The organism is Bradyrhizobium arachidis (assembly GCF_015291705.1).
In the GTDB taxonomy this organism is placed as follows: Bacteria; Pseudomonadota; Alphaproteobacteria; order Rhizobiales; family Xanthobacteraceae; genus Bradyrhizobium; species Bradyrhizobium arachidis.
In genome coordinates this window covers 342,015-367,928 of record NZ_CP030050.1, presented here as the reverse complement: position 1 = coordinate 367,928, position 25,914 = coordinate 342,015, and the positions used below count along the sequence as shown (strand labels likewise).

The following is a 25,914-nucleotide window of genomic DNA, read 5'->3' as shown; positions in this document are numbered from 1 at the left end:
CCCACCATCTCTCTCTAATCGCAATCGATTGGTGGGCACGCTTCGCTTTGCCCACCCTACGAGTGCGGTGCCCGCCTTACGCGTGCAGCTTCTGCAATTCCTTCAAAATCGCTTCGCCCATCTGCGTGGTCGAGGCCGCCGTGGTGCCTTCCGACTTGATGTCGGCGGTGCGCAGGCCACTGGCCAGCACCGCGGCGATCGCGGCGTCGACCTTGTCGGCGAGCTCGCCCATGTCGAAGGAATAGCGCAGCGCCATGCCAAAGGACGAGATCATCGCGATGGGATTCGCGAGGCCCTTGCCGGCGATGTCGGGGGCCGAACCGTGCACCGGCTCGTACAGCGCCTTGCGCTTCTTGCTCTTGACGTCGACCTCGCCGAGCGAGGCCGAGGGCAGCATGCCGAGCGAGCCGGTCAGCATCGCCGCGATGTCGGACAGCATGTCGCCGAACAGATTGTCGGTGACGATGACGTCGAACTGCTTCGGCGCCTTCACCAGCATCATGCCGCCGGAATCGGCGAGCTGGTGCTCGAGCGTGACGTCAGGATATTCGCGCTTGTGGACCTGGGTCATGACCTCGTTCCAGAGCACGCCCGACTTCATGACGTTGCGCTTCTCCATCGACGTCACCTTGTTCTTGCGCTTCCTGGCAAGCTCGAAGGCGACGCGGCCAATGCGCTCGATCTCATAGGTGTCGTAGACCTGGGTATCGACGGCGCGCTTCTGGCCGTTGCCGAGATCGGTGATGGTCTTGGGCTCGCCGAAATAGACGCCGCCGGTGAGCTCGCGCACGATGACGATGTCGAGCCCTTCGACCGCCTCGCGCTTCAGGCTGGAGGCATCGGCCAGCGCCGGATAGCACACCGCCGGGCGCAGGTTGGCGAACAAAGCGAGGTCCTTGCGAAGGCGGAGCAGGCCGGCTTCGGGACGCACCTCGTAGGGAACCGCGTCCCACTTGGGGCCGCCGACCGCGCCGAAGATGATGGCATCGGCGGCCAGCGCCTTGGCCATGTCGCCCTCGGAGATCGACACCTTGTGGGCGTCATAGGCCGAGCCGCCGACGAGGCCGGTGTCGGTCTCGAACTTGGCGATCCCGGCCGAATTGAGCCAATCGATCAGCCGCTTCACCTCGCCCATCACCTCGGGGCCGATACCGTCGCCGGGGAGCAGCAGCAATTTGTGGGTCGCCATGGTCGTTTCCTTCTCGATCCTCTCTTGTCATTCCGGGACGCGCCCTCTTAGGCGCGGGCCCGGAATCCATCCTCCCGATCGTGGTTATGGATTCCGGGCTCGCGCCAAATGGCGCGCCCCGGAATGACAGGTCGGCCGGAGTGCTAGAGCGGCGTTGCGCGCTTGGCAAGACACCATTGCCGCACCGCGGCTGTGCAAGGCGCACCGGGCCTGCCACAGTGCCAGATGCCGGAGAACCCCTTGCACGCGCCTGACCGCCCCCGACCCGACACGCACCCCGCGCGACTGATCCTGACCCTGTCGCTGGCGGCGACGGTCGGGCTCGGCATCGGCCGCTTTGCCTATGCGCTGGTGCTGCCCGACATGCGCGAGGACCTTGGCTGGTCCTACTCGGCGGCCGGTTTCATGAACACCATCAACGCCGTCGGCTACCTCGTGGGCGCGCTGGCCGCGTCGCGGCTGATCCAGCGGGTCGGCTGGGCGGCAGCGATCCGCGGCGGGACCCTCGCCTGCGTCGCCGCACTCGCGACCTGCGCGCTGACGGGCAATTTCGTCGCGCTGAGCCTCGCCCGCCTCGTGCTGGGCCTCGGCGCCGCGGCCGGCTTCGTCGCTGGCGGCGCGCTCGCCGCGACCATCGCGCAGTCGCACCCGGAGCGGGCCAATTTCCTGCTCAGCCTGTTCTATGCCGGGCCCGGCATCGGCATCCTCTCCTCGGGGCTGATCGCCCCGTTCACGCTGCAATATTTCGGGCCGGGCTCGTGGTGGATCGTATGGTGGGCGCTGACGCTGCTCTCGGCGGCGATGACCGTGCCGCTGTTCCTGACCCGCATCGAAACCGGCGCGCGCTTCTCCGAAGGCAGCCACGCCGCCTTCGCGATTCTGCCCGTGCTGATCTATCTCGCCGCGTATTTCCTGTTCGGTGCCGGCTACATCGCCTACATGACCTTCATGATCGCCTATGTCCGCGACGGCGGCGGCGGAGCGGCGGCGCAAGCCGCGTTCTGGGGCCTGATCGGCCTGTCGGCGTTCGTCACGCCCTGGGCCTGGCGCGGCGTGCTCGCGCTCGATCGCGGCGGGCTTGCCACCGCCATCATCCTCGGCACCAATGCGATCGGCGCCGGCTTGCCGATGCTCGGGCATTCCCCGACATGGCTTGCGATTTCAGCGGTGGTGTTCGGCGTCGCCTTCTTCGCCGTGGTTGGCTCGACCACCGCCTTCGTCCGCTTCAACTATCCGCCGCAGGTGTGGCCGACCGCGATCGCGGCGATGACGATCTCGTTCGGCGTGGGCCAGACGCTCGGCCCGATCGTCGTGGGTGCGATCACGGATGCGCTGGGGAGCTTGAGCTACGCGCTCAATGTGTCGGCGGCACTGCTGGCCTTGGGAGCGGTGGCGGCGCTGTGCCAGCGCAAGGTGGGGCCGAAAGCGGCGAATGGCGAGTAGCGAGTGGCGAATTGTGAGCCGCGAGCGCGTTTACGACTCGCCACTCCCCATTCGCTACTCGCTGCCTCAGCTCCCACTAAACGAATTATACCCCTGGTCTTCCCAGTAGCCGCCCTTGTATTCGTTGGTGACTTCCATCGAGACCACGTATTTCGGATTCTTGAAGCCGAGCTTCGTCGGCACGCGGATCTTCATCGGAAAACCATAGGCGCGCGGCAAAATCTCGTTCGCGTATTTGAACGTCATCTGGGTCTGCGGATGCAACGCGCTGCGCATGTCGAGCGGCGAGTTGTAGCCGTCCTTGTCGGCGCACTGGAACCAGACATATTTCGCGCGCGTGTCGGCGCCGATCAGTTTCAGGAAATCGCGCAAGGGCGTGCCGGTCCAGCTGCCGATCGCGCTCCAGCCCTCGACGCAGATGTGGCGGGTGATCTGGTTGACCTGCGGGAGCTTGTAGAGCTCCTCCAGCGTCCAGGACTTCTTGTTGTCGACGAGACCGCGAACCTCGAGCTTCCAGTCGGCGCCATCGATATCGGGGGCGTCATCGAGATCGTAATAGGCGTTGAACGGGAACGGCTTCGTAATCGCGCTCTCGGGGAAAGTCGGCGCCAGCGCGTCGGGATTGAAGATGAAGGCCTGCACGGCGTCGTTGAACTTCGAAACCTTCGCCAGCATGGTCTCGGCCGAAGACGAGTCCACCACGTCACAGCCGGTGAGCAGCGTCAGCGCCCCCAGGCTGGCGCCGCCAGCGATGAAGCGGCGACGGGTAAAATCCGGCATCGCCTTGATGGAGTCCTTGATCAGCAGCCGCTTGTCGACGCCGGGGATCAGGAATGAACGCTTGGCCATGATAATTCTCCTAATCAGCGGCCAATGATCATCGCGCGCAGGCTCTTCGGCACCAGCAGCGCGAGCAGGACGTGAATGACGAGGAAGGCGCAGATCGCGGCCATGCAGATGAAGTGGACATAGCGCGCGGTCGGATAATCGCCGAACAGCATCACCAGGTAATAGAGCTGCACCGGCTTCCACATGCCGAGGCCGGACAGCACGATCAGCACGCCGACCACGATGATGCCGGCATAGAGCAGGCGCTGGACGTAGTTGTAGACGGCGAGGTCGTCATGGCCGAGCTTGAAGGTCAGCGCGGCCCTGACGTCGTGGAGCACGCCGGACGGCGTGATCGGCAGCAGTTTTTTCCGGAAGCGGCCGGTGGCAAAGCCGGTGATGAGATAAGCAAGGCCGTTGATCATCAAGAGCCACATCGCGGCAAAATGCCAGAGCAGGCCGCCGCCGAGCCAACCACCGAGCGTGTATTCGCGCGGGAAGCTGAAGCCGAACAGCGGCGAAGCGTTGTAGATCTGCCAGCCCGACAGGATCATCAGGATCATGGCCAGCGCATTGATCCAGTGCATGACGCGGACCCAGGCCGGCTGGATCACTTTGGCCGGGGTGGCGCTGACCTGCTCGCCTGAGACTGTGAGGCTCGACATGATGGTTCCGTCCTGAACGTCGTCTGACACTGAATATACGCCGCTGCGTCGGCTTTCGTTACGCCCTGTCCGGCATCGAATCGATACCGTCAGGCTATGCCGGTCACAATAAAGCGAGCCGGGTGCCCCCGGCTCGCCGTTTTCGTCGCATCCGGTTTGGGGGATGAAACCGGGCTGCGCGGGGTTACGTCGCCGGCATCAGCACGGTGTCGACCACATGGATGACGCCGTTGGACTGGTTGACGTTGGAGATCGTCACCATCGAGGTGCCGCCCTTGGCATCGACGATCCAGGTCTTGCCGTCCATCTTCTTCACCGTCAGCTCCTCGCCTTCGGCGGTCTTCAGCTTCTTGCCGTCGACGAGGTCGGAGGCTTCGAGCTTGCCGGGCACGACGTGGTAGGTGAGGATCTTGGTCAGCGTCGCCTTGTTCTCGGGCTTGACCAGATTATCGACGGTGCCAGCCGGCAGCTTGCCGAAGGCGGCGTTGGTCGGCGCGAACACCGTGAACGGGCCCTTGCTTTCCAGCGTCTGCACCAGACCGGCCGCCTTCACGGCCGCAACCAGCGTGGTGTGGTCCTTCGAATTGACCGCGTTCTGGACGATGTTCTTGGACGGGAACATCGCGGCACCGCCGACCATGACGGTCTTCTCCTCGGCACGAACAGGCGCGACGACGGTCGCGGTGATCGCGAGGGCGCTGAAGGCGGCGGCAGCGAGATAGGCAATACGCTTCGACATGGAAAGTCTCCCGATTGAATGGTGACCGGCGATGGCCGGCGTTGAGTTGGGGCAACAACGGTGGCTGCGACCTTTTTTGCGTGAAGCAGCAGCACCGTCGTTGGCCGAACTACGGGAGGGTTTGCGCAGCGGTTTCGGGAAAAACTTCTTTGTGATACGTGAAACTATGTGGGCGCGTGTTCGTGTGCGAGCGCCGCGCCAACCGGACGGTGCCGTAGGGTGGGCAAAGCGCAGCGTGCCCACCAAACGCAAATGGAGGGAGATGGTGGGCACGGCGCTTCGCGCCTTTGCCCACCCTACGGCAGTGTGCCCGTTGCGGCAGTGTGCCCGCCTCAATCCCTGCTCTGCGGCGTCTGGATGAACCCGCGATTATGCGTCGGGCTGATCAGCAGCTCGTTGATGCAAACGCGCGGCGGCATCGAGGCGATGAACGCGATGGTGCGGCCGAGATCCTCGGACTGCAGCATCTTGGCCTGCTCCTCCTCGCTCGGCACCACCGGGCGCAGCTTCAGGATCGGGGTCGCCACCTCGCCCGGCATCAGACAGCAGGCGCGCAGGCCGTTGACGCACTCGTCCATGTTGAAGGAATGAGTCAGCGCCAGCACCGCATGTTTCGTCGTGGTGTAGGCCGGGCCCGGCATCCTCGAGACATGACGGCCGGCCCAGGACGAGACGTTGATGATCGAGCCGTCCTGCTGCTTGCGCATCGTCGGCAGCACAGCCCGCATGCAATAGAGCACGCCGTTGAGATTGACCTGGACCAGCTTGTCCCAGCCCTCCAGTTCCATGTCCTTCCAGCTGCGCTTGGGAACATTGATGCCGGCATTGTTGACGAGCAGATCGATCCGGCCATGCTTCGCGACGATCTGATCGGCCGCCTTCTGGGCCTGGTCCGCGTTGGCCACGTCCAGCGCGATGGCCTCGGCCGTGCCGCCGGCCTTGGTGATCTTCGCAACCACGGTATCCAGGGCGTCTTTGCGGCGGCCCGAAACCACGACGATCCAGCCGTCGGCCGCCAGCGCCTCGGCGCCGGCCTCCCCGATCCCGCTGCCGCCGCCCGTGACCCAGGCCACGCGTTTCCCGTTTTTGGTCATGCAAACTGTCTCCGTTGCTTCATTGGGGCGGTTTTTGCTAATCCAGCCCTCGGTTTTGACCGGCCTTGTCAGTCTTGCGGTCGAGGAAATCTTGCATGAACCAAGCAGCAAACGCCAATCTGTTTTCCCGCCTGTTCGACGGCCTCGACGACCCCAAACGCCTCGCGATCGAGACGCAGGACGGTGGCCATATCAGCTATGGCGATCTGATCGCGCGGGCCGGGCAGATGGCGAACGTGCTGGCCGCGCGCGGCGTAAAGCCCGGCGACCGCGTCGCGGTGCAGGTGGAAAAGTCCGTCGCCAATATCGTGCTGTATCTCGGCACTGTCCGGGCCGGTGCGGTCTATCTGCCGCTCAACACCGCCTATACGCTGAACGAGCTCGATTACTTCATCGGCGATGCCGAGCCGTCGCTGGTGGTCTGCGATCCCTCCAAGGCCGAGGGCCTTGCCCCGATCGCCGCCAAGGTGAAGGCCAGGGTCGAGACGCTGGGGCCCGACGGCAAGGGCTCGCTGACGGACGCCGCCGACAAGGCCAGCAGCGAATTTGCGACGGTGACGCGGGCCGGCGACGATCTCGCCGCGATCCTCTACACCTCGGGCACTACCGGCCGCTCCAAGGGCGCGATGCTGACGCACGACAATCTCGCGTCGAACTCGCTCTCGCTCGTCGGCTACTGGCGCTTCACCGACAGGGACGTGCTGATCCACGCGCTGCCGATCTATCATACGCACGGCCTGTTCGTGGCGACCAACGTGACGCTGTTCGCCCGGGCGTCGATGATCTTCCTGCCGAAGCTCGATCCGGACCTCATCATCAAGCTGATGGCGCGGGCCACGGTGCTGATGGGCGTGCCGACCTTCTATACGCGGCTGCTTCAGAACCCCGCGCTGTCGCGCGAGACCACCAGGCACATGCGCCTGTTCATCTCGGGCTCGGCGCCGCTGCTGGCCGAGACCCATCGCGAATGGTCGGCGCGCACCGGTCATGCTGTGCTCGAGCGCTACGGCATGACCGAGACCAACATGAACACGTCGAACCCGTATGACGGCGAGCGCGTGCCCGGCGCGGTCGGTTTTCCGCTGCCCGGCGTCTCCGTGCGCGTGACCGAGCCGGAGACCGGCAAGGAGCTGCCGCGCGAGGAGATCGGCATGATCGAGGTGAAGGGTCCGAACGTGTTCAAGGGCTATTGGCGCATGCCGGAGAAGACCAAGTCGGAGTTCCGGCCCGACGGCTTCTTCATCACCGGCGACCTCGGCAAGATCGACGACAAGGGCTACATCCACATTCTCGGCCGCGGCAAGGATCTCGTCATCTCCGGCGGCTTCAACGTCTACCCCAAGGAGATCGAGAGCGAGATCGACGCCATGCCGGGCGTGATCGAGTCCGCCGTGATCGGCGTGCCGCATGCCGATTTCGGCGAAGGGGTCACCGCCGTGCTGGTCTGCAACAAGGGCGCCGATGTCACCGAAGCCGCCGTGCTGAAGGCACTCGACGGGCGCCTTGCAAAGTTCAAGATGCCCAAGCGCGTCTTCGTCGTCGACGAGCTGCCGCGCAATACGATGGGCAAGGTGCAGAAGAACGTGCTGCGGGATACGTACAAGGATATCTACGCGAAGAAGTGAGGGGCCTTGACACCCTTCTAGACCCTCATCCTGAGGAGCGCGGAACGCGCGTCTCGAAAGGGCGAGGCCACCGCCCGGGCCTTCATCCTTCGAGACGCGCGTTCCGCGCTCCTCAGGATGAGGAATTGGCCGTCTGGATTGCCGCGCTCGCAATGACGGAGTGCGTGGCGTCTACTGCCCGCCCACCAGGCTCATCACAAACCTGCTTCCGACGACAAACAGGTAACACCCGAACGCGGCCTCCAGCGTCCGCTTCGACATCGCATGCGCGGCCTTCACGCCGAGCGGCGCGGTGACGAGGCTCATCGGCATCACCAGCACGGCGCCGATCAGCGAGACGTAGCCGAGCGCGAAGGGGATTTGCAGTGCTGCGACGGCCGGATAGGTCGCCGCCGCAGGCCAGCCGGCGTAGATGTAGCCCAGCGCGCCGGGGATCGAGATCAGCACCGCGAGCGCCGAGGAGGTCGCGACGGCCTGGTGGATCGGGCGGCCATAGAAGGTCATCAGCAGGTTCGAGAACAGGCCGCCGCCGATGCCCATCAGCGTCGAGAGGATGCCGACGCAGAGGCCGTAGACGCGCATCAGCGGCCCCTTCGGCAGATCGTCGCCGAACTTCCAGCCTTCGCGCGCGAAGATGAGACGCGCGGCCGCGGACCAGGCGACGCAGACGAACACGATCTTGAACAGTTTTTCCGGCGCGTAGCGCGCGATCACGCTGCCGGAGACAACGCCGATCACGATCGGAAGCCACCAGACGCGCAGGATCGACATGTCGACTGCGCCGCGCTTGTAATGCGCCTGGAACGAGCGGATCGAGGTTGGAATGATCACCGCGAGCGAGGTGCCGATGCAGAGCGGCATGCGCACCTCCAGCGGCACGCCGGCGATGCGGAAGCATTCGTAGAACACCGGCACGAGAATCGCGCCGCCGCCGATACCGAACACACCGGCCAGAAATCCCGAGAGCGCGCCGGTTGCGATCAGCAGTAGCGCGAGCTCGACGACGTCAGAAACCTCCAGGCCGCTCATCGGCGGCGATCCGTCGGCAGCTCTCGCGGATGCGCGACGCAGAAGGCTGCGGCTGCGGCGAGGACGGGCGCGGAGAGGACCAGAAGCAAACCTGCGAAACCCGGGCCTTGCCGACTATAGGCCTCAAACGCGGCAAGGCCGTCGATGGCGACGCCGGCCAGCGAGAAGGCAAGCAGCGGAAGCAGTTCACCCGGCAGGACGTCATTGAGGCCGCGCGCGGTGCGCGGGTGGGGGATGGACGTCAGGCTGACATGGGTGGGCATGGTAGGTCCTGGACTTGCTTGGAGGTAGTGCAACGTAGACCCTTCCGTTTTTCAGCGCTATCTCTGCCAGCCGGCATGCTCCCTTGCGAATTACGGAAGGATGACCATGGACCAACTGGCGGCGTTGGCGACCTTCGTGCGGGCCGTGGACCACGGCAGTCTGTCAGCGGCGGCGCGATCGGTGCCGAGCTCGCTGACTTCGGTGAGCCGCCAGATTTCTGCGCTCGAGCGGCATTTCGGCACGCGCCTGCTGGTGCGGACGACGCGACAACTCGCGCTCACGGAAGATGGACGCATGCTCTACGAGCGCGCCAAATCGATCCTCGGCGAGCTCAAGGAGATCGAAGAGAGGCTGGCCGGCAATCGCCGCGAGCCGTCGGGACGACTGCGCGTGAGCGCGCCGGCATTGATGGGGCGCCTGCTGATCGCACCGCTTCTCGGCGATTTCCTGCGCGCCTATCCATCGCTCTCAGTGGACTTGCTGCTGGTCGATCGCAATGTCGATCTGATCGAGGAGGACGTTCACCTGGCGCTTCGCGTCGGGCGCATGCCCGATTCGCAGCTGGTGATGCGAAAGCTCGCGGAGGTGCAGATGATTCACTGCGCTTCGCCCGATTACCTCGCACGCCGCGGCGAACCGCATACGCCTGCCGACCTGGCGCAGCATGATTGCCTGGTGTTTTCGGATGCGCCGGGCGCTGCAACCTGGCGGTTCGGCCGCGAGGCGAACAGCGGAGCGCGGATCCGCATCTCGGGACGGCTCTGGGTCAATAGTCTCGATGCGCTCGCCGTCGCCGCAGAGAACGGAGCAGGCATCGTCCGCGTGCCGTCATGGCAGGTGGAGAAACAGCTGGTGGAAGGACGCCTGCGACGTCTGCTGCGCGAGCACGAGCCTGCGCCGGCGCCGCTGAACGCGCTATATCAACCGTCGCGACTGGGCTCGACGAAGATTCGCGCCTTCATCGATTTCCTGGTCGAGCGGTGGCGCAGAAGCGATCCCCTCTGCCGGTGATCTCCGCGGCGGGGTGGAATGCAGGGTGCGCATATCCGGACCGGATCAAATCGGATGGTGAGGAGGGCGGTCGGCGCCCCGGTGAATGAGGCTGGCGACGCCTTTGGCCGATCTCAGTCCGGTTTGGACGGCATGGTCCGTTTAGAGGTGTTCCAATAGCAATTTCAACGCGCCTCGGCGCTTTCGAAATCGATGAATCAGGATTCTTTTCTTCGCTGGCGGACCGAGGCTCTGGTATACCAAGCCGCTGATTGGCCTTGTTTCATCAAGGCTCTAGGGCTGAACCGGCGTTCGATTTATGGCGATTTGGTGATTGCGCAGGCGAAACCGACTCCGTAAATAGAGCCGACCCTTCGCGATCCCCGCGCGCGCCCTGTTGGGCCGCCATAAAACATCAAAGCCCATGACCGCACGGATCGAACGACCGCTTTCACCACACATGCAAGTCTACCGCTGGACGCTGACGATGGCCCTGTCCATCGTCCACCGCGCCACCGGTATTGCCCTCTATGTCGGAACCCTGCTGCTGGCCTGGTGGCTGATCGCAGCGGCCTCCGGCCCCGCTGCCTATGCCCATGTCCAGGCCTTTACCGGCAGCATCATCGGCCGGCTGATCGTGTTCGGTTACACTTGGGCGCTGATGCACCATATGCTCAGCGGTATCCGGCACTTCGTCTGGGACCTCGGCTATGGCTTCAAGGCCAATGAGCGCGAGGCCCTGACCTGGGGCGCAGCGATCGGCGGCATCGCCCTGACGGTGCTGATCTGGATCATCGCCTATGCGATCGGAGGTGGACGATGAGCGCGACCGATACGCCGAAGCGCAGCATGCGTACCCCGCTCGGCCGCGTCCGCAATCTCGGCGCGGCGCATTCGGGCACATCCGACTTCTGGCGCCAGCGCCTCACGGCGGTGGCGATGACGCTGCTGATGATCCCGGTGCTGGTGATCATCATGATGCTGCTCGGCCGCAACCAGGCCGGCGCCAAGCAGATCCTCGGCTCGCTGCCGGTCGCCATCATCATGGTGCTCTTCATCATCGCCAGCGCCTGGCACATGAAGATCGGCATGCAGGTCGTGATCGAGGACTACGTCCATAACGAGAAGCTGAAGCTCACCGCGATCATGCTCAACAATTTCTTCTCGATCGCGGTCGCGCTCGCCTCGATCTACGCGATTCTCCAACTGTCATCCGGAGTGTAACCCATGGCCAACGAGACGAATGGCAAGGGCAACGGCGCTCCCGCCACCAACGGCAAAGCCTATCCGATCGAAGATCACACCTACGACGTCGTCGTGGTCGGCGCCGGCGGCGCGGGCCTGCGCGCCGTGGTCGGCTGCAGCGAAGCCGGTCTGCGCACCGCCTGCATCACCAAGGTTTTCCCGACCCGCTCGCACACTGTCGCGGCGCAGGGCGGCATCTCCGCTTCGCTCGGCAACATGCACAAGGACGACTGGCGCTGGCACATGTACGACACCGTGAAGGGGTCGGACTGGCTCGGCGACCAGGACGCGATCGAATACATGGTGCGCAACGCGCCCGACGCGGTCTACGAGCTCGAGCATTGGGGCGTGCCGTTTTCGCGCACCGAGGACGGCAAGATCTACCAGCGCCCGTTCGGCGGCATGACCACCGAGTTCGGCAAGAGCCAGGCGCAGCGCACCTGCGCCGCCGCCGACCGCACCGGCCACGCCATGCTGCACACGATGTATGGCCAGTCGCTGCGCCACGCGGCCGAGTTCTTCATCGAGTTCTTCGCCATCGACCTGATCATGGACGATCAGGGCACCTGCCGCGGCGTCATCGCGCTCAAGCTCGACGACGGCACGCTGCACCGCTTCCGCGCCCAGACCGTGATCCTCGCGACCGGCGGCTACGGCCGCGCCTACGCCTCCTGCACCTCGGCGCACACCTGCACCGGTGACGGCGGCGGCATGGTGCTGCGCGCCGGCCTGCCGATGCAGGACATGGAGTTCGTGCAGTTCCACCCGACCGGCATCTACGGCTCGGGCTGTCTCGTCACCGAGGGCGCGCGCGGCGAAGGCGGCTATCTCGTCAACTCCGAAGGCGAGCGCTTCATGGAGCGCTACGCGCCGTCCGCGAAGGACCTCGCCTCGCGCGACGTCGTCTCGCGCGCGATGACCATTGAGATCCGCGAAGGCCGCGGCGTCGGCAAGAAGAAGGACCACATTTTCCTTCATCTCGACCATCTCGATCCCGCGGTGCTCGCCGAGCGCCTGCCGGGCATCTCCGAATCCGCAAAGATCTTCGCCAATGTCGACGTGACGCGCGAGCCGATCCCGATCGTGCCGACCGTGCACTACAACATGGGCGGCATCCCCACCAATTATCACGGCGAAGTCCTGACCAAGAAGGACGGCGACGACAACGCCATCATCCCCGGCCTGATGGCGATCGGCGAAGCGGCCTGCGTCTCCGTGCACGGCGCCAACCGCCTCGGCTCCAACTCGCTGATCGACCTCGTGGTGTTCGGCCGCGCCGCCGCGCTGCGGCTCGCCGAGAAGCTCACGCCCAATGCCAAGCAGCCGGAGCTGCCGGCGAACTCCGCCGAGCTCGCGCTCGGCCGCCTCGACCACTACCGCTACGCCTCCGGCGGCACGCCGACTGCAAAGCTGCGCGAAGGCATGCAGCACGTGATGCAGAACAATTGCGCGGTGTTCCGCACCGGCGACGTGCTGAGCGAAGGCCAGAACCTGATCGAGAAGGTCCACAGCGGCATCACCGACATCGCCGTGTCCGACCGCTCGCTGGTGTGGAATTCGGACCTCGTCGAGACGCTCGAGTTCGACAATCTGATCTCGCAGGCGGTGGTGACGATGGACTCCGCCGCCAACCGCACCGAGAGCCGCGGCGCGCATGCCCGCGAGGACTTCTCCGCGCGCGACGACAAGAACTGGATGAAGCACACGCTGGCCTGGCTCGACGATTCCGGCAAGGTCAAGATCGAGTACCGCCCCGTTCACGACTACACCATGACCAACGACGTGCAGTACATCCCGCCGAAGGCGCGCGTGTATTGATTTGCTGCTTGTCATTGCCGGGCTCGACCCGGCAATCCATCCTTCAACGATGGAGGCGCGGGTCAAGCCCGCGCATGACGAAAGAAACCAGAGGCAGGACTAATGGTTGAATTCGCACTTCCGAAGAACTCCAAGATCACTGGCGGCAAGACCTGGCCGAAGCCCGCGGGGGCGACCGAGACGCGCGAGTTCCGCGTCTATCGCTGGAATCCCGACGACGGCAAGAATCCGAGCGTCGACACCTATTACGTCGACACCCATGATTGCGGTCCGATGGTGCTGGACGGGCTGATCTGGATCAAGAACCACATCGACCCGACGCTGACCTTCCGTCGCTCCTGCCGCGAAGGCGTCTGCGGCTCCTGCGCCATGAACATCGACGGCCAGAACACGCTGGCCTGCACCCGCTCGATGCACGACGTCAAGGACGGCGCGGTGAAGATCAACCCGCTGCCGCACCAGCCCGTGGTGAAGGACCTGGTCCCCGATCTGACCAATTTCTACGCGCAGTACGCCTCGGTCGAGCCCTGGCTGAAGACGACCTCGCCGACGCCGCAGAAGGAATGGCGCCAGAGCCACGAGGACCGCGAGAAGCTCGACGGCCTCTACGAGTGCATCCTGTGCGCCTGCTGCTCGACCTCCTGCCCGAGCTATTGGTGGAACAGCGACCGTTATCTCGGCCCCGCCGCGCTGCTCCAGGCCAACCGCTGGGTCTCGGACTCCCGCGACGAGGCGACCGGCGAGCGGCTCGACAATCTCGAGGACCCGTTCCGCCTCTACCGCTGCCACACCATCATGAACTGCGCCAAGGCCTGCCCGAAGGGCCTGAACCCGGCGGAAGCGATTGCCGAGCTCAAGCTCAAGATGGTCGAGCGCCAGATCTAGGCCTCGATTATGCTACGACCCCGGCCGCGGCGGCCGGGGCATTCTACGATCGGCGTCAGTTTGAGTAGAATTTGCCACGACCCGTGTCGCGGGCGAATCATTGGAACACAACCAAAGGTTCCATTCATAAGCCGCTTCCTTCCCGGCGGGAAATTCAAGTAAGCTCTCCGGCCAGGGACCGGGAGCGACCGTGCAGGGCGCGCAACGCAACTCGCTGAGACTGCTGCAGTGGATGATGGCTGCATCCCTGGCGCTCCCGATTGCGCTGTTCGTCTTCGCCTCTACGATCTCCTACACCTCAACCAACGATATCGCCGACCGCGAGATCGAGCGCACGCTCGACGTCGCGCATGAACACGCGCTCAAGGTGTTCGAGACCATCGACCGCAGCCTCGCCGAGATCAACGAGGTCGTGCGCGGCCTTCCCGACGATGCGATCCGCGCACGCGAGCCGGCGCTGCACCAGCGCCTGAAGCGCCTGACCGATTCGCTGCCGCAGCTGAAATCGGCCTGGATCTTCGATGCGGACGGGCGGTCGCTGGTCAACAGCCTCGTCTCACCGCCGCCGGAGCAGGGCTTTGCCGACCGCGATTATTTCCTCGCCCATGTCGACCACAGCATCGGCACCTTCATCGGCACGCCGCTGACGCCGCGTCCGCCCTATCAGGGCGCGCGCTTCTTCGGCGTCAGCCGCCGCCGCGACTCCGACGACGGCCGCTTCATCGGCGTGATCCAGGCGTCCGTCCTGCCGGAATATTTCGAGAGCTTTTACGCCCGGATCGGCTCCGACCCCGGCAGCTTCTTCGCGATCGGGCGCACCGACGGCACGGTGCTGGCGCATTTTCCGCGGCTCGACCGCGATCTCCGGCTCGATCCAACCGGGCCGGTCGGCCAGAAGATCGCAGCTCACCCGGACCATGGCCTCATGACCATCGACTGGGCGTCGGACGGGATCGAGCGCCGCATCGGCTACCGGCGCGTCGCCGAATATCCGATCTATGTCAGCGCGGGCCTCGAGACCTCGGCGATTCGCGCGCGCTGGTACGCCACCATCGGCCAGCATCTGGTGTTCGGCGTGCCCGCCACCGCGCTGCTGTTCCTGCTGCTGGCGTTCGCGTTCCGCCGCACCCAGCATCTCCAGGCCGAAGCCGCCGCGCGGCGCGAGGCCGAGGAGGCGCTCAAGCACAGCCAGCGCCTGGAGGCGCTCGGGCAGCTCACCGGCGGCGTCGCCCACGACTTCAACAATCTGCTGACGGTGATCCGCGCCTCGGTCGACCTGTTGAACCGGCCGCAGCTGACCGAGGAGCGACGGCAACGCTATGTCACCGCCATCGCGGACGCGGTCGCGCGCGCGGCCAAGCTGACCTCGCAGCTGCTCGCCTTTGCGCGGCGGCAGACCTTGAAGCCGGAAGTGTTCGACGTCGGCGAGCGGATACGATCGCTGCACGACATGCTCGCCACGCTGCTCGGCTCGGCGATCGAGATCGCGATCCGGCTGCCGGCCGAGCCCTGCCTCGTCAATGCCGATGCCGGCCAATTCGAGACCGCGCTGATCAACATGGCGACCAATGCGCGCGATGCCATGCAGGGCAAGGGCAGGATCACCTTCGCTGTGCAGGTGGCGACGACCGTTCCGGACACGCTGACGCATCTCGTCGGCAGCCACGGCTTTGTCAGCGTCGCGGTCAGCGATACCGGGATCGGCATTCCCGCTGCACGGCTCGGCCGCATCTTCGAGCCGTTCTTCACCACCAAGCAGGTCGGCCACGGCACTGGTCTTGGCCTGTCGCAGGTGTTCGGCTTCGCCCGGCAGTCCGGCGGCGAGGTGACCGTGATGAGCGAGGTCGGCCAGGGCAGCACCTTCTCGCTCTATTTGCCGCGCGTGCCGCCGGACCTGCTGCCGCAGCGTCAGGCGCCGAACACCGCGCCGGCATTGGCCGGCAGCGGCATGTCGGTGCTGGTGGTCGAGGACAATATCGAGCTGGCCAATTTCGCAGCCGACGGCCTCACCGAGCTTGGCTACAGCATCACGCTCGTCGACAACGCGACCGACGCGCTGGCCGAGCTCGTCGTCGACGCGGACCGCTTCGATGTCGTGTTCTCGGACGTGGTGATGCCGGGGATGACCGGGCTCGACCTCGCGCACGCCATCGGCGACCGCGGCATCGGCGTGCCGGTGGTGCTGACGACCGGCTACAGCGAGGCGCTCGCGCAGGAGGGCCGTCTCGGCTTCGAGCTCGTGCAAAAGCCCTATTCGATCGAGGAGCTGTCGCAAGTGCTCTACAGGGCTGCGCGGCTGCGCCGGGTGCGCGACGGCGCCGCGGAGTAACCGGTACCGTGGAACCGAAGGGAACCGATTGATTTCCTTTGCGTTGTCCGCGCATGCAGAAGCCGGCCGCAAAGCGCGAACAGGGCGAGAAGCCGCCCATCGTCGAGATCACCGGCGAGAATGGCGATGACGTCGCCCCGCCACCGCCGGAATTGCTCGAGCCCGATCCCGAGCTGTCGCCCGAGGAGGCCGAGCAGGCCCGCAAAGATTATCTGCTGACGCGGTTCTGGATCAGCGCGCGCGGCTTCTGGGGCCGCAACGGCGACCGGCTGGCCTGGCCGTTCTCTCTCGGCCTCGTCGTGCTGATCGTCCTCACCGTCGGCTTCCAATACGGCATCAATGTCTGGAATCGCGCCATCTTCGACGCCATCGAGAAGCGCGATGCGGCGAGTGTGTTTCATCTCACCGCGCTGTTCTTCCCACTCGCGATCGGCAGCATCGTGCTCGGCGTCGCGCAAGTGTTTGCGCGCATGAGCATCCAGCGGCGCTGGCGCGCCTGGCTGACTGCAAGCGTGCTGACGCGCTGGCTCAAGAACGGCCGCTACTACCAGCTCAATCTCGTCGGCGGCGATCACGAGAATCCGGAATACCGCATCGCCGAGGATCTGCGCATCGCGACCGATTCGCCGGTCGACTTCCTCGCCGGCGTGACCTCGGCGCTGCTCTCGGCCGCAACCTTCATCGTCGTGCTCTGGACCATCGGCGGCGCGCTCACCGTGACGCTCGGCGGCGCCGCGATCACCATTCCCGGCTTCCTCGTGATCGCCGCGATCCTCTACGCCGCGATCGCATCCAGCTCGATCATGGTAATCGGCCGGCGCTTTGTGCAGGTCTCCGAGGACAAGAACCAGGCGGAGGCTGACTTCCGCTACACGCTGACGCGCGTGCGCGAGAACGGCGAGAGCATCGCACTGCTCGGCGGCGAAGAGGAAGAGCGCGACGGCATCGACCGCAATTTTACCAGCGTGCTCGGGCAATGGGCGCGGCTCGCTGGACAACACATGCGCACCACGCTGGTGTCGCAGGGTTCGAGCCTCGTTGCGCCCGTGGTCCCTCTCTTGCTCTGCGCGCCAAAATTTCTCGACGGCAGCATGACGCTCGGGCAGGTGATGCAGGCGGCCTCTGCCTTCACCATCGTGCAGAGCGCGTTCGGCTGGCTGGTCGACAATTATCCGCGGCTCGCCGACTGGAATGCCTGCGCGCGCCGCATCGCCTCGCTGATGATGTCGCTCGACGGCCTCGAACGCGCCGAGCAAGGCGACGGCTTCGGCCGCATCAAGCGCGGCGAAACCAATAACGACGCCATGCTGGAGCTGAAGGATCTCTCCGTCACGCTCGATGACGGCACCGCTGTGGTCGGCGAGACCGAGGTGGTGATCGAGCCCGGCGAGCGCCTGCTGGTCGCCGGAGAATCCGGCACCGGCAAGAGCACGCTGGTGCGCGCCATCGCAGGGCTCTGGCCCTGGGGCGGCGGCAGCGTCAATTTCCATGCCGACCGGCGGCTGTTCATGCTGCCGCAGCGGCCTTACGTGCCGTCGGGCAGCTTGCGCCGTGCCGTCGCCTATCCCGGCGCGGCCGAGAACTGGAGCGAGGCGGAGATCGGCGAGGCCCTGCACAAGGTCGGCCTCGATCATCTCAAGGAGAAGATCGAGGAAGAGGGGCCGTGGGACCAGACGCTGTCGGGCGGCGAGAAGCAGCGCCTCGCCTTCGCGCGGCTCTTGCTGCACAACCCCGACATCGTCGTGCTCGATGAGGCGACCTCCGCGCTCGACGAGAAGAGCCAGGACAAGATGATGAAGATGGTCACCGACGAGTTGCCGAAGGCGACCATCGTCAGCGTCGCGCATCGCGTCGAGCTGGAAGCCTTCCACAGCCGCAAGATCGTGCTGGAGCGCCGCAAAGGCGGCGCCAAGCTCGTCAGCGACGTCGACCTGATCCCGCGCAAAGGCAAGCGCAAGCTGCTCGGGCGATTCCTGAGGCAGCGGAAGGCGCCGAAGAAAGCGGCATAAAGCTCTCTCCGTCGTCCCGGGGCGCGAAGCGCACCCGGGACCCATAGCCACAGGATTGAGTTTGGCGACGACTCGTAGTTACCAGTGTCGCCTCACACTCCTCCCTGTGGCTATGGATCCCGGGCTCGCGCTTCGCGCGCCCCGGGACGACACCTGTGATGGAGCGTTGGAGTCCCCACCAAAACCAGCTATGCATGCGCCGCCTGCAACGAGGACCACCTGCTTGACGCCCGACAACGCCCCATCAACCGCGCCGTTCGGCGCGTTTGCGCCGAATGCGGCGCAGGCCGCGATCATTCGCCTGACGCAGCAGTCGGGCTTGAAGCGCGGGGCGTTCCGGCCGTGGATGTCGCGGCTGGTCAACCTGCTGCGCGGCGGCCCGGTCGACGTGCAGTACCAGGGCGCCTCGTTCCGGCTCTACCACCAGGGCAGCGCCACCGAGCGCGGCGCGCTGTTCAATCCCGACTACAACCTCGACGAGCTCGACTTCCTGCGCCAGCACACCCCAGCGGGCGGCACCTTCGTCGATGTCGGCGCCAATGTCGGCACCTTCGCTTTGGTGATGGCGCGACAGGTGGGGCCCAATGGCAAGGTTGTCGCGATCGAGCCGCATCCGCTGACATTTGGACGGCTCTCGTTCAACCATGCCGCATCGAGAGCAACGCAGGTGCGCCTGGTGCAGGCGGCGGCCGGCGATAGCGACGGCGAGCTGATGATCGAGAGCGGCGGCGGCAATCTCGGCGCCACGCATGTCGTCACCGGCACCGCCAGCACCGAGGCGATCAAGGTGCCGTCGCTGCGGCTCACGCGCATTCTCGAAGAGGCCGGCGTCGCGCAGGTCGATTCGCTCAAGATCGACGTCGAAGGCTTTGAGGACCGCGTGCTGATCGGCTTCTTCCGCGACGCGCCGCAATCACTGTGGCCGCGCGCGGTAGTGATCGAGCATCTGTCACAAAACGAATGGCAGCAGGATTGTATTGCCGACATGGTGGCGCGCGGCTTTGCGATCGCGCGCAAGACGCGGAGCAATACGTTCCTGTCGCGTTGACGAGGACCAACAAACGGAGGTTACGATGATCGACCATCTGGGTTTCTCCGTCTCCGACTATGAGCGCGCGAAGGCGTTCTACGCCAGGGCGCTGGCGCCGCTGGGCTACAGCCTGATCATGGAGGTCACGGCAGAGCAGACCGGACACGCCGCAGCAGCCGGCTTCGGCGCGAACGGCAAGCCGGACTTCTGGTTCGGTGCCGAAGGCGCGATGAACAAGCCGCTGCATGTCGCCATCGCGGCGAAAGACCGTGCGACGGTCGACGCCTTCTACAAGGCCGCGATGGCCGCCGGCGGCCGCGACAACGGTCCGCCCGGCATCCGTCCGCATTACCATGCGAATTACTATGGCGCGTTCGTGCTCGATCCTGACGGCCACAACATCGAAGCGGTCTGTCACGCGCCGGAATAGGCGGGTTCCGAGACGCCGCGACAAGGAACATCGGCGCGCCATCATCGTTGTCGTTCTCCTGACAACTGATGTCGATGATGCTGATGCCGATCGAGCCGCCCGAGATTCCGCCGTCGACACCGGGCACTCCGAGTGAGCCGCCGCCAGGAATTCCGCCGGGCAATCCGCAGCCCGAAATCACGCCGCCGGTGCGCGAGCCCGGCGAATCACCGCGGCCCGACGAACTGCCGGGCCGCGTCCCTGAAGAGATTCCACCACGCGGACCGAACGGACCGCTCACACCGAATCCTGCGACGGACGCAACTTCGCCGTGACCATCACATGAGACGAACCATCACATGTGAGGCGATTGCAACCAGCGTCTGAATGCGCAATGAACGTCGCTATAGTGACGTGATTTACATGCAGAAATAAATCGGCCCGCGACTGCTTCGCTCGCCACAATCCGGCCTAACGCGTAGCTGTTCATCCCAACACTTCGTCAAAGAACCTTCCGGGGAAGTTCACCATATGACCAACCTTCGTTTCGTGCTGCTTGCGACCACGGCTCTGACCGCGATGCAATTGGCAAGCTCCGCATCGCATGCGCAAAGCGCTTCGCCGCTCGTGGTCGCGCAGGCCCAGACTCAAGAAACGGGCCCTGACGGAAAACCGAAGCAGCCGCCGAAGGCACCGCCAGGGGCTGCGCCGCCTGCAGCGCCCGCGCGCCCGGCTGCACCGCCGCCCGCTGCTGCACCGCCTCACCCGCCCGCCGCGCCGCCGCCGGCTGCCGCACCGCCACGCCCTGCAGCGCCTCCGCCGCCACCGCCTCCGCCTGCGGCCCGTCCGGCTGCTCCGCCGCCGCCCCCGCCGCCTGCCGCTCCGAAGCAGCCTTCAGCGCCGCCTCCGGCCGCGGCTCCACAGCAGCACGCCCCGACACCGCCGCCTCCGGCACCGCCTGCTGCTCGTCCGGCGCCGACGCCGCCAGCGCCGCCGCCTGCCGCGGCTCCGCAGCAGCATGCTCCGACTGCCACGCCGCCCGCAGCACGTCCGACCCCGACGCCTCCGCCGCCTCCGGCTGGAGCGCGTCCCGCACCTGCACCGGCGGCAACGCCGACACCCGCGACCCCGCCTGCGGCGGCTGCGCCTGCGGCCCGTCCTGGCGCGCCCGCGCCGGCAACGACTCCCGCTCCGACAGCGACGCCCGCTCCGGCGACAACGCCTGCGCCGACCGCAACGCCCGCTCCGGGCAGCACGCCTGGCGCGCCGCCAGCGGGCCGTCCCGGCGGACCGCCGCCCGGCGGCGGACGCCCGGGTGCGCCGCCGGCTGCGGGATCGCCGGCTCCGGGGGCCACGGCCACGCCGGCTCCCACTGGCACTCCGACCCCGCCGCCCGGACGTCCGGGTGCGGCGGCGCCGGCTCCCGGTGCGACGACGCCAGCGCCTGGCGCTGCTCCAGCCCCGACGGCGACGCCGACGCCCGGCCAACAGGGTGGAACGCCTCCCGCTGGCGCGCCCGCGGCCGGAGCTCCGGCTGCGCCGCCCCAGGCCGGCGGTCTCCCGCCCCGGCCCGCGGCGCCCGCAGGCGCTGCAGCTCCGACGGTCGTCCCCGGCTCCGCGGCTGCAACGCCTCCGCCCAACCGGGCCCAATACCGCCCGCCGACGGTCGCTCCGGCCTTCCAGGCCGCGCCGACGGTTGCAGCACCGCTGCCGCCGCCGCCGCGTCCGCAGCAGCGTGACCTGACGCCGCTCGCGATCGGTGCAGGCGTGGTGGCCGGTGCGGTCATCGGCGCCACCATCGCCGACATGCATAACCAGCGACAGGAGGTCGTCGAGGGCGGCCGCACCGTCTACACCGAGCCGGACCGCATCATCATCCGCGATCCAGGCGGGCAGGCCTATGTCCGCGGCAACGATCTCTATCGCTTCCGCTATGGCGCCCGCGACATCCGCACCTTCAACGAAGGCGGCGAAACCCGCACCGTCGTGGTCCGTCCCGACGGCAGCGAGGTGATCACCGTGGTCGGTGCGGACGGCTCGCTGCGGCGGCGAATCCGCAGGGACCCCGGCGGGCGCGAGATCATCATCATCGACAACACCTACCGCGATCCGCGGGCAGTCGGCGGCTTCTATGTCGACGTGCCGCCGCCGGTCGTGAACATTCCCTATGATCGCTACATCGTCGACGCCCAGGAAGCGTCGCCGGACGTGATCTACCAGACCATGGTTGCACCGCCTGTGCAGCGGATCGATCGGCGCTACTCGCTCGACGAAATCCGCTACAGCCCCAATGTTCGCATGCAGATGCCGAGCATCGACGTCAACTCGATCAACTTCGAGACGGGATCGTGGACCATCCCGCCGGACCAGGCGGCCCGGCTTCAGGTGATCGCCGACGGTCTCAACCAGGCGATCCAGCGCAACCCGCGCGAGGTGTTCCTGATCGAGGGACACACCGACGCGGTCGGCAACGAGGTAGACAATCTGTCATTGTCGGACCGCCGCGCGCAGGCCGCGGCCGAATTGCTGACGCAGCAGTTCGGCGTGCCCGCCGAGAACCTGACGTCGCAGGGTTATGGCGAGCAATATCTGAAGGAGCAGACGCAAGGGCCGAGCGTGATCAACCGGCGGGTCACCATCCGCAACATCACGCCGCTGCTCAACGGCGGCCAGGCCTCGCTGCCGCCGCCCCCGCCCGGCACCGCGCCGCCGCGGTAACGGCACCAACAAACGCAAATGGCCGGGAGCGATCCCGGCCATTTTTGTTTTGGGCGATTACGCGCGGCCTGGTGACACGGGTGCGAACTCGTAGGGTGGGCAAAGGCGCGCACGCGCCGTGCCCACCATCACTGCCTTCGTGGAAAGGTGGTGGGCACGCTACGCTTTGCCCACCCTACGAGAGCGGCGACTTTAACCCTTGTCGCTCTCGAGCTTGAAGATCTGCGAGCCTTCGCTGCCCGAGAGCAGGCCGGTCTTCGAATAGAGACCGAGCTTCGTGCGCGTGTCGGCGATGTCGAGATTGCGCATCGTGAGCTGGCCGATGCGGTCGGCCGGCGTGAAGGCAGCGTCCTCGACCTTCTCCATGCTGAGCCGTTCCGGCGCATAGGTGAGGTTCGGACTTTCAGTGTTGAGAATGGAATAATCGTTGCCGCGGCGCAGCTCGAGCGTCACCTCGCCGGTGACGGCGCGCGCGACCCAGCGCTGCGCGGTCTCGCGCAACATCAAGGCTTGCGAGTCGAACCAGCGGCCCTGATACAGCAGACGGCCAAGACGCATGCCGCTGATGCGATACTGCTCGATGGTGTCCTCGTTGTGGATGCCGGTGACGAGACGCTCATAGGCGATGTGCAGCAGCGCCATGCCGGGCGCTTCATAGATACCGCGGCTCTTGGCCTCGATGATGCGGTTCTCGATCTGGTCGCTCATGCCGAGGCCGTGGCGGCCGCCGATCGCGTTGGCTTCGAGGAACAGCGCGACGGGATCGGTGAACGTCTGGCCGTTCAGCGCGACCGGCTGGCCTTCCTCGAAACGCACCACGACCTTCTCGGCTTTGACGGCGCAGTCATCGCGCCAGAACGGCACGCCCATGATCGGGTTGACGATCTTGATGCCACTGTCGAGGCTTTCGAGATCCTTGGCCTCGTGCGTGGCGCCGAGCAGATTGCTGTCGGTCGAATACGCCTTCTCAGCACTCATCTTGTAGGCAAAGCCCTGCGCGGTCATGAACGCCGACATCTCGGCGCGGCCGCCGAGCTCGTCGATGAACTGCTGGTCGAGCCAGGGCTTGTAGATCTTCAGGCTCGGATTGGTCAGCAGGCCGTAGCGATAGAAGCGCTCGATGTCGTTGCCCTTGAAGGTCGAGCCGTCGCCCCAGATGTTGACGCCGTCTTCCTTCATCGCCGCGACCAGCATGGTGCCGGTGACGGCACGCCCCAGCGGCGTGGTGTTGAAATAGGTGATGCCGCCGGTCGAGATGTGGAAGGCGCCGGACTGGATCGCGGCGATGCCTTCGTGCACCAGCTGCGTGCGGCAATCGACCAGCACGGCCTTCTCGGCGCCGAACGCTTCGGCCTTGCGCGGGATCTCGTTGTAGTCGGCCTCATCGGGCTGGCCGAGATTGGCGGTATAGGCGTAGCAGCGCGCGCCCTTCTGCTTCATCCAGAGCAGCGCCGCGCTGGTGTCGAGACCGCCGGAAAACGCGATGCCGACTTTCTCACCCTTGGGCAGGCTTTTCAGGATCGTGGTCATGGGGCTTCCAATCGGGTCTCAAAGGGCTGGTGTCAGGGCGTGGTTTGACCGCGCGAATATCAAATTTCGCAGGGCTGGGCACGCATTTAATGGCTTAGACCGAGGGCTCGGGGCCTGTCCTGCGGCCGAACAGGCGCTGGCGGAGCCGGTAGGCAGGCATGTTCAGCCGGGTCAGGGCGGCATCGACCGCCGCGTCCGAGAACCGCGTCCGCGGCCAGCGGTAGATCAGTCCGTAGAAAAGCCAGATCACGACGAAGGTGACGAGGCCGGCGATCGAGACGTCGGTGAAGAAGTGACCGCCGAAGGCCATCCGCAGGCCGCTGGTGACAAGGCCGAAGATGACCGCGCCGGTATAGGCGAGCGGCCGCCAGGCCGGCGGCGCCAGTGCGGCGGGCGCCAGCGTCCAGAACGCGGTCGCGCCTTCGCCGGAGAAGAACGAGCAATTGCGCGTGCAATCGCCGCGCGGATCCCACCACGGCACGAATTGCTGATCGCCGGCAAACTCGGTTACGACCACCGGGCGCGGCCGGCCCCAATAGGTCTTGAAAGTGAGATTGGTGAGGACGCCGGCCGACAGCGTCAACGTCACGAGCAGGAAGATGATCGCGCGCCCCGACACCAGCAGCGGCCGGTCGGGCCTGATCATCTTGACCACGAGCGCGACCAGTGACGGCAGCGCGAACGCCCAGGCGATCCACATCGCAGCATCACGCGCGATGCCGGCCCACTCGTTCAGCTTGAGCGGAAACGTCTTGGTCTCGGGGTCGAAGAACAGCGACGCGAGCTTGAGATCGAGCTCGGGATAGAGGCCGAAAACCACGCCGATCACGAGCCACAGCACCAGGGCGATGAAAAGTCCAGTCCGGTTCATGGCGCGCGGTTTAGCGGAGTGGGACGGGGATGGAAACCCTGGATTCCAGCCGTTGCAACCAGCAATGAGCTGCTTCCACGACGTCGTCCCGGACAAGCGAAGCGCAGATCCGGCAACTGTTATGTTGGGTTGGCTTTCAGGTACGGCTTTCTGTCACGCATCATGGCATTGAGGACCGTTAGCAGCTTCCTGGCGACGGCAATGAGGGCGCGCTTGGCTGGTTTGCCGGCCCGTCGCAGCCGTGCGTAGAAGGCCTTGAACGGATCGGCCCTGCGAACCGCGTTGAGCGCAGCCATGTAGAGGGCCTCACGGACGCGCTTTCGGCCGCCGGCAATCTTGCGTTTGCCGCGGAAGGCTCCGCTGTCGACGTTGAAGGGAGCCAGGCCGGCGAGCGCCGCGATCTGCTTGGCTCCCACATGTCCGAGTTCCGGCATCTTCGCGATGAGTTGCATGCAAGCCACGGGACCCACGCCAGGCAGTGAGCGCATCAATCGCGCATCGTCCGCAATCTCTCGCTCGGCTTTGATTAGTCCCCTGATGTCGGCCTCGATCTCGGCGATCTCGCCGTCGAGGACTTCAATGAGGCGACCGATGCGCTCGGCCATGGCACGGTCGTCGGTCTCGCTGCGCCGGTTCTTCTCCTGCGCGCGCATGCGAACCAGCTGATCTCGCCGTTTTGCAAGTCCCGCCAAGGCGTTGCGGGCGGGATTGGCAGTCGGCTCCGTTGCTGGCTGCATGGCCCGCGCAAAGGCTGCCAGCATTCGCGCGTCGATCGGGTCGGTCTTGGCGAGCTGCCCGCTGGCGCGCGCGAAGTCACGAGCCCGGGCCGGGTTGATCCGGGCGAAACGGATGCCGGCCTCGCTCAGCGCTTCGCGAAGCTCGAGGTCATAAACACCCGTGGCCTCGAAGACGACCAGCACATCGCATCGCCAACGCGCCGCGATCTGGGTGATGGCCTGCGTCGCGTTGGCGATGCGCTCCGGCACGCCCAGGCCTTCATCGAAGATATCGAGATATTGTTTGGAGACGTCGATTCCGACGCAACGAAGGGGTATGATCACGGTGCCTGTCCCTGTGATGCGAGGTCTGTTGGCGCAGCCTCGTGCAACTGTTCAGGTTGGTAATGGAACGGGCGGGAGACCGAGCCGGCTCACGGCGTCAAGCGCCAAGGACCCAACGGCTTCCCGCCCAACCCATCCTGACA

General features: G+C 65.8%; 23 protein-coding genes. 13 read left to right on the top strand and 10 right to left on the bottom strand.

Annotation, left to right across the window (positions count from 1 at the left end; genetic code table 11):
- Nucleotides 1-76: 76 nt before the first annotated feature.
- The gene (gene leuB, locus WN72_RS01740; RefSeq protein ID WP_027561817.1) at nucleotides 77-1,189 is read right to left on the bottom strand and encodes a 3-isopropylmalate dehydrogenase; all 1,113 of its coding nucleotides are present in this window, start codon (nucleotides 1,187-1,189) and stop codon (nucleotides 77-79) included.
- A gap of 240 nt (nucleotides 1,190-1,429) precedes the next feature.
- Here leuB and WN72_RS01735 point away from each other — a divergent pair, with 240 nt between their 5' ends.
- A complete protein-coding gene (locus WN72_RS01735; protein ID WP_092217866.1) occupies nucleotides 1,430-2,632 on the top strand; it encodes a YbfB/YjiJ family MFS transporter in 1,203 nt (400 codons plus the stop codon).
- 66 nt (nucleotides 2,633-2,698) lie between these two features.
- Here WN72_RS01735 and WN72_RS01730 read toward each other — a convergent pair whose 3' ends face one another.
- From WN72_RS01730 to WN72_RS01715, 4 genes are all read right to left on the bottom strand, one after another.
- Complete coding sequence (locus WN72_RS01730; RefSeq protein ID WP_092217846.1) at nucleotides 2,699-3,481, bottom strand: molybdopterin-binding protein; 783 nt, start codon at nucleotides 3,479-3,481, stop codon at nucleotides 2,699-2,701.
- 14 nt (nucleotides 3,482-3,495) lie between these two features.
- Nucleotides 3,496-4,125, bottom strand: a complete 630-nt coding sequence (locus WN72_RS01725; protein ID WP_092217847.1) for a cytochrome b/b6 domain-containing protein — start codon at nucleotides 4,123-4,125, stop codon at nucleotides 3,496-3,498.
- A 184-nt stretch (nucleotides 4,126-4,309) separates the two neighbouring features.
- Nucleotides 4,310-4,864, bottom strand: coding sequence for a fasciclin domain-containing protein (locus tag WN72_RS01720; RefSeq protein ID WP_092217848.1), 555 nt, complete (start codon nucleotides 4,862-4,864; stop codon nucleotides 4,310-4,312).
- Nucleotides 4,865-5,196: 332 nt separating this feature from the next.
- Nucleotides 5,197-5,958 (bottom strand): SDR family oxidoreductase, encoded by a 762-nt coding sequence (locus WN72_RS01715; RefSeq protein WP_092217849.1) that lies wholly within the window; start codon nucleotides 5,956-5,958, stop codon nucleotides 5,197-5,199.
- A gap of 95 nt (nucleotides 5,959-6,053) precedes the next feature.
- Here WN72_RS01715 and WN72_RS01710 point away from each other — a divergent pair, with 95 nt between their 5' ends.
- Entirely contained in the window at nucleotides 6,054-7,583 is a 1,530-nt protein-coding gene (locus tag WN72_RS01710) for a malonate--CoA ligase (RefSeq protein ID WP_092217850.1), read from the top strand.
- A gap of 171 nt (nucleotides 7,584-7,754) precedes the next feature.
- Here the strand turns inward: WN72_RS01710 and WN72_RS01705 are convergent, their stop codons facing one another.
- Nucleotides 7,755-8,612: a sulfite exporter TauE/SafE family protein gene (locus tag WN72_RS01705; RefSeq protein ID WP_092217851.1), complete on the bottom strand. Its 858-nt coding sequence runs from the start codon at nucleotides 8,610-8,612 to the stop codon at nucleotides 7,755-7,757.
- Nucleotides 8,609-8,875 carry a hypothetical protein gene (locus WN72_RS01700; protein WP_027561809.1) on the bottom strand — a complete coding sequence of 89 codons (267 nt, stop codon included), beginning with the start codon at nucleotides 8,873-8,875 and terminating at the stop codon, nucleotides 8,609-8,611. The genes WN72_RS01705 and WN72_RS01700 overlap by 4 nt, the downstream gene beginning before the upstream one ends.
- Before the next feature lie 106 nt (nucleotides 8,876-8,981).
- On the opposite strand from WN72_RS01700, the gene WN72_RS01695 reads away from it, so the two are divergent.
- The 11 genes from WN72_RS01695 to WN72_RS01650 all read left to right on the top strand — a co-directional run bounded on the left by WN72_RS01695 (nucleotide 8,982) and on the right by WN72_RS01650 (nucleotide 22,309).
- Nucleotides 8,982-9,887 (top strand): LysR family transcriptional regulator, encoded by a 906-nt coding sequence (locus WN72_RS01695; protein WP_167381009.1) that lies wholly within the window; start codon nucleotides 8,982-8,984, stop codon nucleotides 9,885-9,887.
- 403 nt (nucleotides 9,888-10,290) lie between these two features.
- Nucleotides 10,291-10,689 carry a succinate dehydrogenase, cytochrome b556 subunit gene (sdhC, locus tag WN72_RS01690; RefSeq protein ID WP_027561807.1) on the top strand — a complete coding sequence of 133 codons (399 nt, stop codon included), beginning with the start codon at nucleotides 10,291-10,293 and terminating at the stop codon, nucleotides 10,687-10,689.
- The gene (sdhD, locus tag WN72_RS01685) at nucleotides 10,686-11,090 is read left to right on the top strand and encodes a succinate dehydrogenase, hydrophobic membrane anchor protein (protein ID WP_027561806.1); all 405 of its coding nucleotides are present in this window, start codon (nucleotides 10,686-10,688) and stop codon (nucleotides 11,088-11,090) included. Before sdhC ends, sdhD begins: the two co-directional genes overlap by 4 nt.
- A gap of 3 nt (nucleotides 11,091-11,093) precedes the next feature.
- Entirely contained in the window at nucleotides 11,094-12,929 is a 1,836-nt protein-coding gene (sdhA, locus tag WN72_RS01680; protein ID WP_027561805.1) for a succinate dehydrogenase flavoprotein subunit, read from the top strand.
- Nucleotides 12,930-13,031: 102 nt separating this feature from the next.
- Complete coding sequence (locus WN72_RS01675; RefSeq protein WP_027561804.1) at nucleotides 13,032-13,814, top strand: succinate dehydrogenase iron-sulfur subunit; 783 nt, start codon at nucleotides 13,032-13,034, stop codon at nucleotides 13,812-13,814.
- A gap of 190 nt (nucleotides 13,815-14,004) precedes the next feature.
- Nucleotides 14,005-16,143 carry a hybrid sensor histidine kinase/response regulator gene (locus WN72_RS01670; RefSeq protein ID WP_092217853.1) on the top strand — a complete coding sequence of 713 codons (2,139 nt, stop codon included), beginning with the start codon at nucleotides 14,005-14,007 and terminating at the stop codon, nucleotides 16,141-16,143.
- Between the two features lie 53 nt (nucleotides 16,144-16,196).
- On the top strand, nucleotides 16,197-18,152 hold the full coding sequence (locus WN72_RS01665; protein WP_092217854.1) for an ABC transporter ATP-binding protein/permease: 1,956 nt from the start codon (nucleotides 16,197-16,199) through the stop codon (nucleotides 18,150-18,152).
- A 223-nt stretch (nucleotides 18,153-18,375) separates the two neighbouring features.
- Complete coding sequence (locus tag WN72_RS01660) at nucleotides 18,376-19,200, top strand: FkbM family methyltransferase (RefSeq protein ID WP_027561801.1); 825 nt, start codon at nucleotides 18,376-18,378, stop codon at nucleotides 19,198-19,200.
- A 25-nt stretch (nucleotides 19,201-19,225) separates the two neighbouring features.
- Nucleotides 19,226-19,612: a VOC family protein gene (locus WN72_RS01655; protein ID WP_092217856.1), complete on the top strand. Its 387-nt coding sequence runs from the start codon at nucleotides 19,226-19,228 to the stop codon at nucleotides 19,610-19,612.
- An 83-nt stretch (nucleotides 19,613-19,695) separates the two neighbouring features.
- Nucleotides 19,696-19,926, top strand: a complete 231-nt coding sequence (locus tag WN72_RS46545; protein ID WP_027561799.1) for a hypothetical protein — start codon at nucleotides 19,696-19,698, stop codon at nucleotides 19,924-19,926.
- A 196-nt stretch (nucleotides 19,927-20,122) separates the two neighbouring features.
- The gene (locus WN72_RS01650) at nucleotides 20,123-22,309 is read left to right on the top strand and encodes an OmpA family protein (RefSeq protein ID WP_092217857.1); all 2,187 of its coding nucleotides are present in this window, start codon (nucleotides 20,123-20,125) and stop codon (nucleotides 22,307-22,309) included.
- 192 nt (nucleotides 22,310-22,501) lie between these two features.
- Here the strand turns inward: WN72_RS01650 and argG are convergent, their stop codons facing one another.
- From argG to WN72_RS01635, 3 genes are all read right to left on the bottom strand, one after another.
- Entirely contained in the window at nucleotides 22,502-23,839 is a 1,338-nt protein-coding gene (argG, locus tag WN72_RS01645) for an argininosuccinate synthase (protein WP_027561796.1), read from the bottom strand.
- Between the two features lie 94 nt (nucleotides 23,840-23,933).
- The gene (locus WN72_RS01640) at nucleotides 23,934-24,710 is read right to left on the bottom strand and encodes a phosphatase PAP2 family protein (protein WP_092217858.1); all 777 of its coding nucleotides are present in this window, start codon (nucleotides 24,708-24,710) and stop codon (nucleotides 23,934-23,936) included.
- Between the two features lie 119 nt (nucleotides 24,711-24,829).
- The gene (locus WN72_RS01635; protein WP_194482973.1) at nucleotides 24,830-25,771 is read right to left on the bottom strand and encodes an IS110 family RNA-guided transposase; all 942 of its coding nucleotides are present in this window, start codon (nucleotides 25,769-25,771) and stop codon (nucleotides 24,830-24,832) included.
- Nucleotides 25,772-25,914: the final 143 nt, after the last annotated feature.

Excerpts from the sequence above, each read along its gene's own strand:
- leuB (WP_027561817.1), bottom strand. The coding sequence starts at position 1,189 with ATGGCGACCCACAAATTGCTGCTGCTCCCCGGCGACGGTATCGGCCCC.
- WN72_RS01730 (WP_092217846.1), bottom strand. The coding sequence starts at position 3,481 with ATGGCCAAGCGTTCATTCCTGATCCCCGGCGTCGACAAGCGGCTGCTG.
- WN72_RS01725 (WP_092217847.1), bottom strand. The coding sequence starts at position 4,125 with ATGTCGAGCCTCACAGTCTCAGGCGAGCAGGTCAGCGCCACCCCGGCC.
- WN72_RS01720 (WP_092217848.1), bottom strand. The coding sequence starts at position 4,864 with ATGTCGAAGCGTATTGCCTATCTCGCTGCCGCCGCCTTCAGCGCCCTC.
- WN72_RS01715 (WP_092217849.1), bottom strand. The coding sequence starts at position 5,958 with ATGACCAAAAACGGGAAACGCGTGGCCTGGGTCACGGGCGGCGGCAGC.
- WN72_RS01710 (WP_092217850.1), top strand. The coding sequence starts at position 6,054 with ATGAACCAAGCAGCAAACGCCAATCTGTTTTCCCGCCTGTTCGACGGC.
- WN72_RS01705 (WP_092217851.1), bottom strand. The coding sequence starts at position 8,612 with ATGAGCGGCCTGGAGGTTTCTGACGTCGTCGAGCTCGCGCTACTGCTG.
- WN72_RS01700 (WP_027561809.1), bottom strand. The coding sequence starts at position 8,875 with ATGCCCACCCATGTCAGCCTGACGTCCATCCCCCACCCGCGCACCGCG.
- WN72_RS01695 (WP_167381009.1), top strand. The coding sequence starts at position 8,982 with ATGGACCAACTGGCGGCGTTGGCGACCTTCGTGCGGGCCGTGGACCAC.
- sdhC (WP_027561807.1), top strand. The coding sequence starts at position 10,291 with ATGACCGCACGGATCGAACGACCGCTTTCACCACACATGCAAGTCTAC.
- sdhD (WP_027561806.1), top strand. The coding sequence starts at position 10,686 with ATGAGCGCGACCGATACGCCGAAGCGCAGCATGCGTACCCCGCTCGGC.
- sdhA (WP_027561805.1), top strand. The coding sequence starts at position 11,094 with ATGGCCAACGAGACGAATGGCAAGGGCAACGGCGCTCCCGCCACCAAC.
- WN72_RS01675 (WP_027561804.1), top strand. The coding sequence starts at position 13,032 with ATGGTTGAATTCGCACTTCCGAAGAACTCCAAGATCACTGGCGGCAAG.
- WN72_RS01665 (WP_092217854.1), top strand. The coding sequence starts at position 16,197 with ATGCAGAAGCCGGCCGCAAAGCGCGAACAGGGCGAGAAGCCGCCCATC.
- WN72_RS01655 (WP_092217856.1), top strand. The coding sequence starts at position 19,226 with ATGATCGACCATCTGGGTTTCTCCGTCTCCGACTATGAGCGCGCGAAG.
- WN72_RS46545 (WP_027561799.1), top strand. The coding sequence starts at position 19,696 with ATGCCGATCGAGCCGCCCGAGATTCCGCCGTCGACACCGGGCACTCCG.
- WN72_RS01650 (WP_092217857.1), top strand. The coding sequence starts at position 20,123 with ATGACCAACCTTCGTTTCGTGCTGCTTGCGACCACGGCTCTGACCGCG.
- argG (WP_027561796.1), bottom strand. The coding sequence starts at position 23,839 with ATGACCACGATCCTGAAAAGCCTGCCCAAGGGTGAGAAAGTCGGCATC.
- WN72_RS01640 (WP_092217858.1), bottom strand. The coding sequence starts at position 24,710 with ATGAACCGGACTGGACTTTTCATCGCCCTGGTGCTGTGGCTCGTGATC.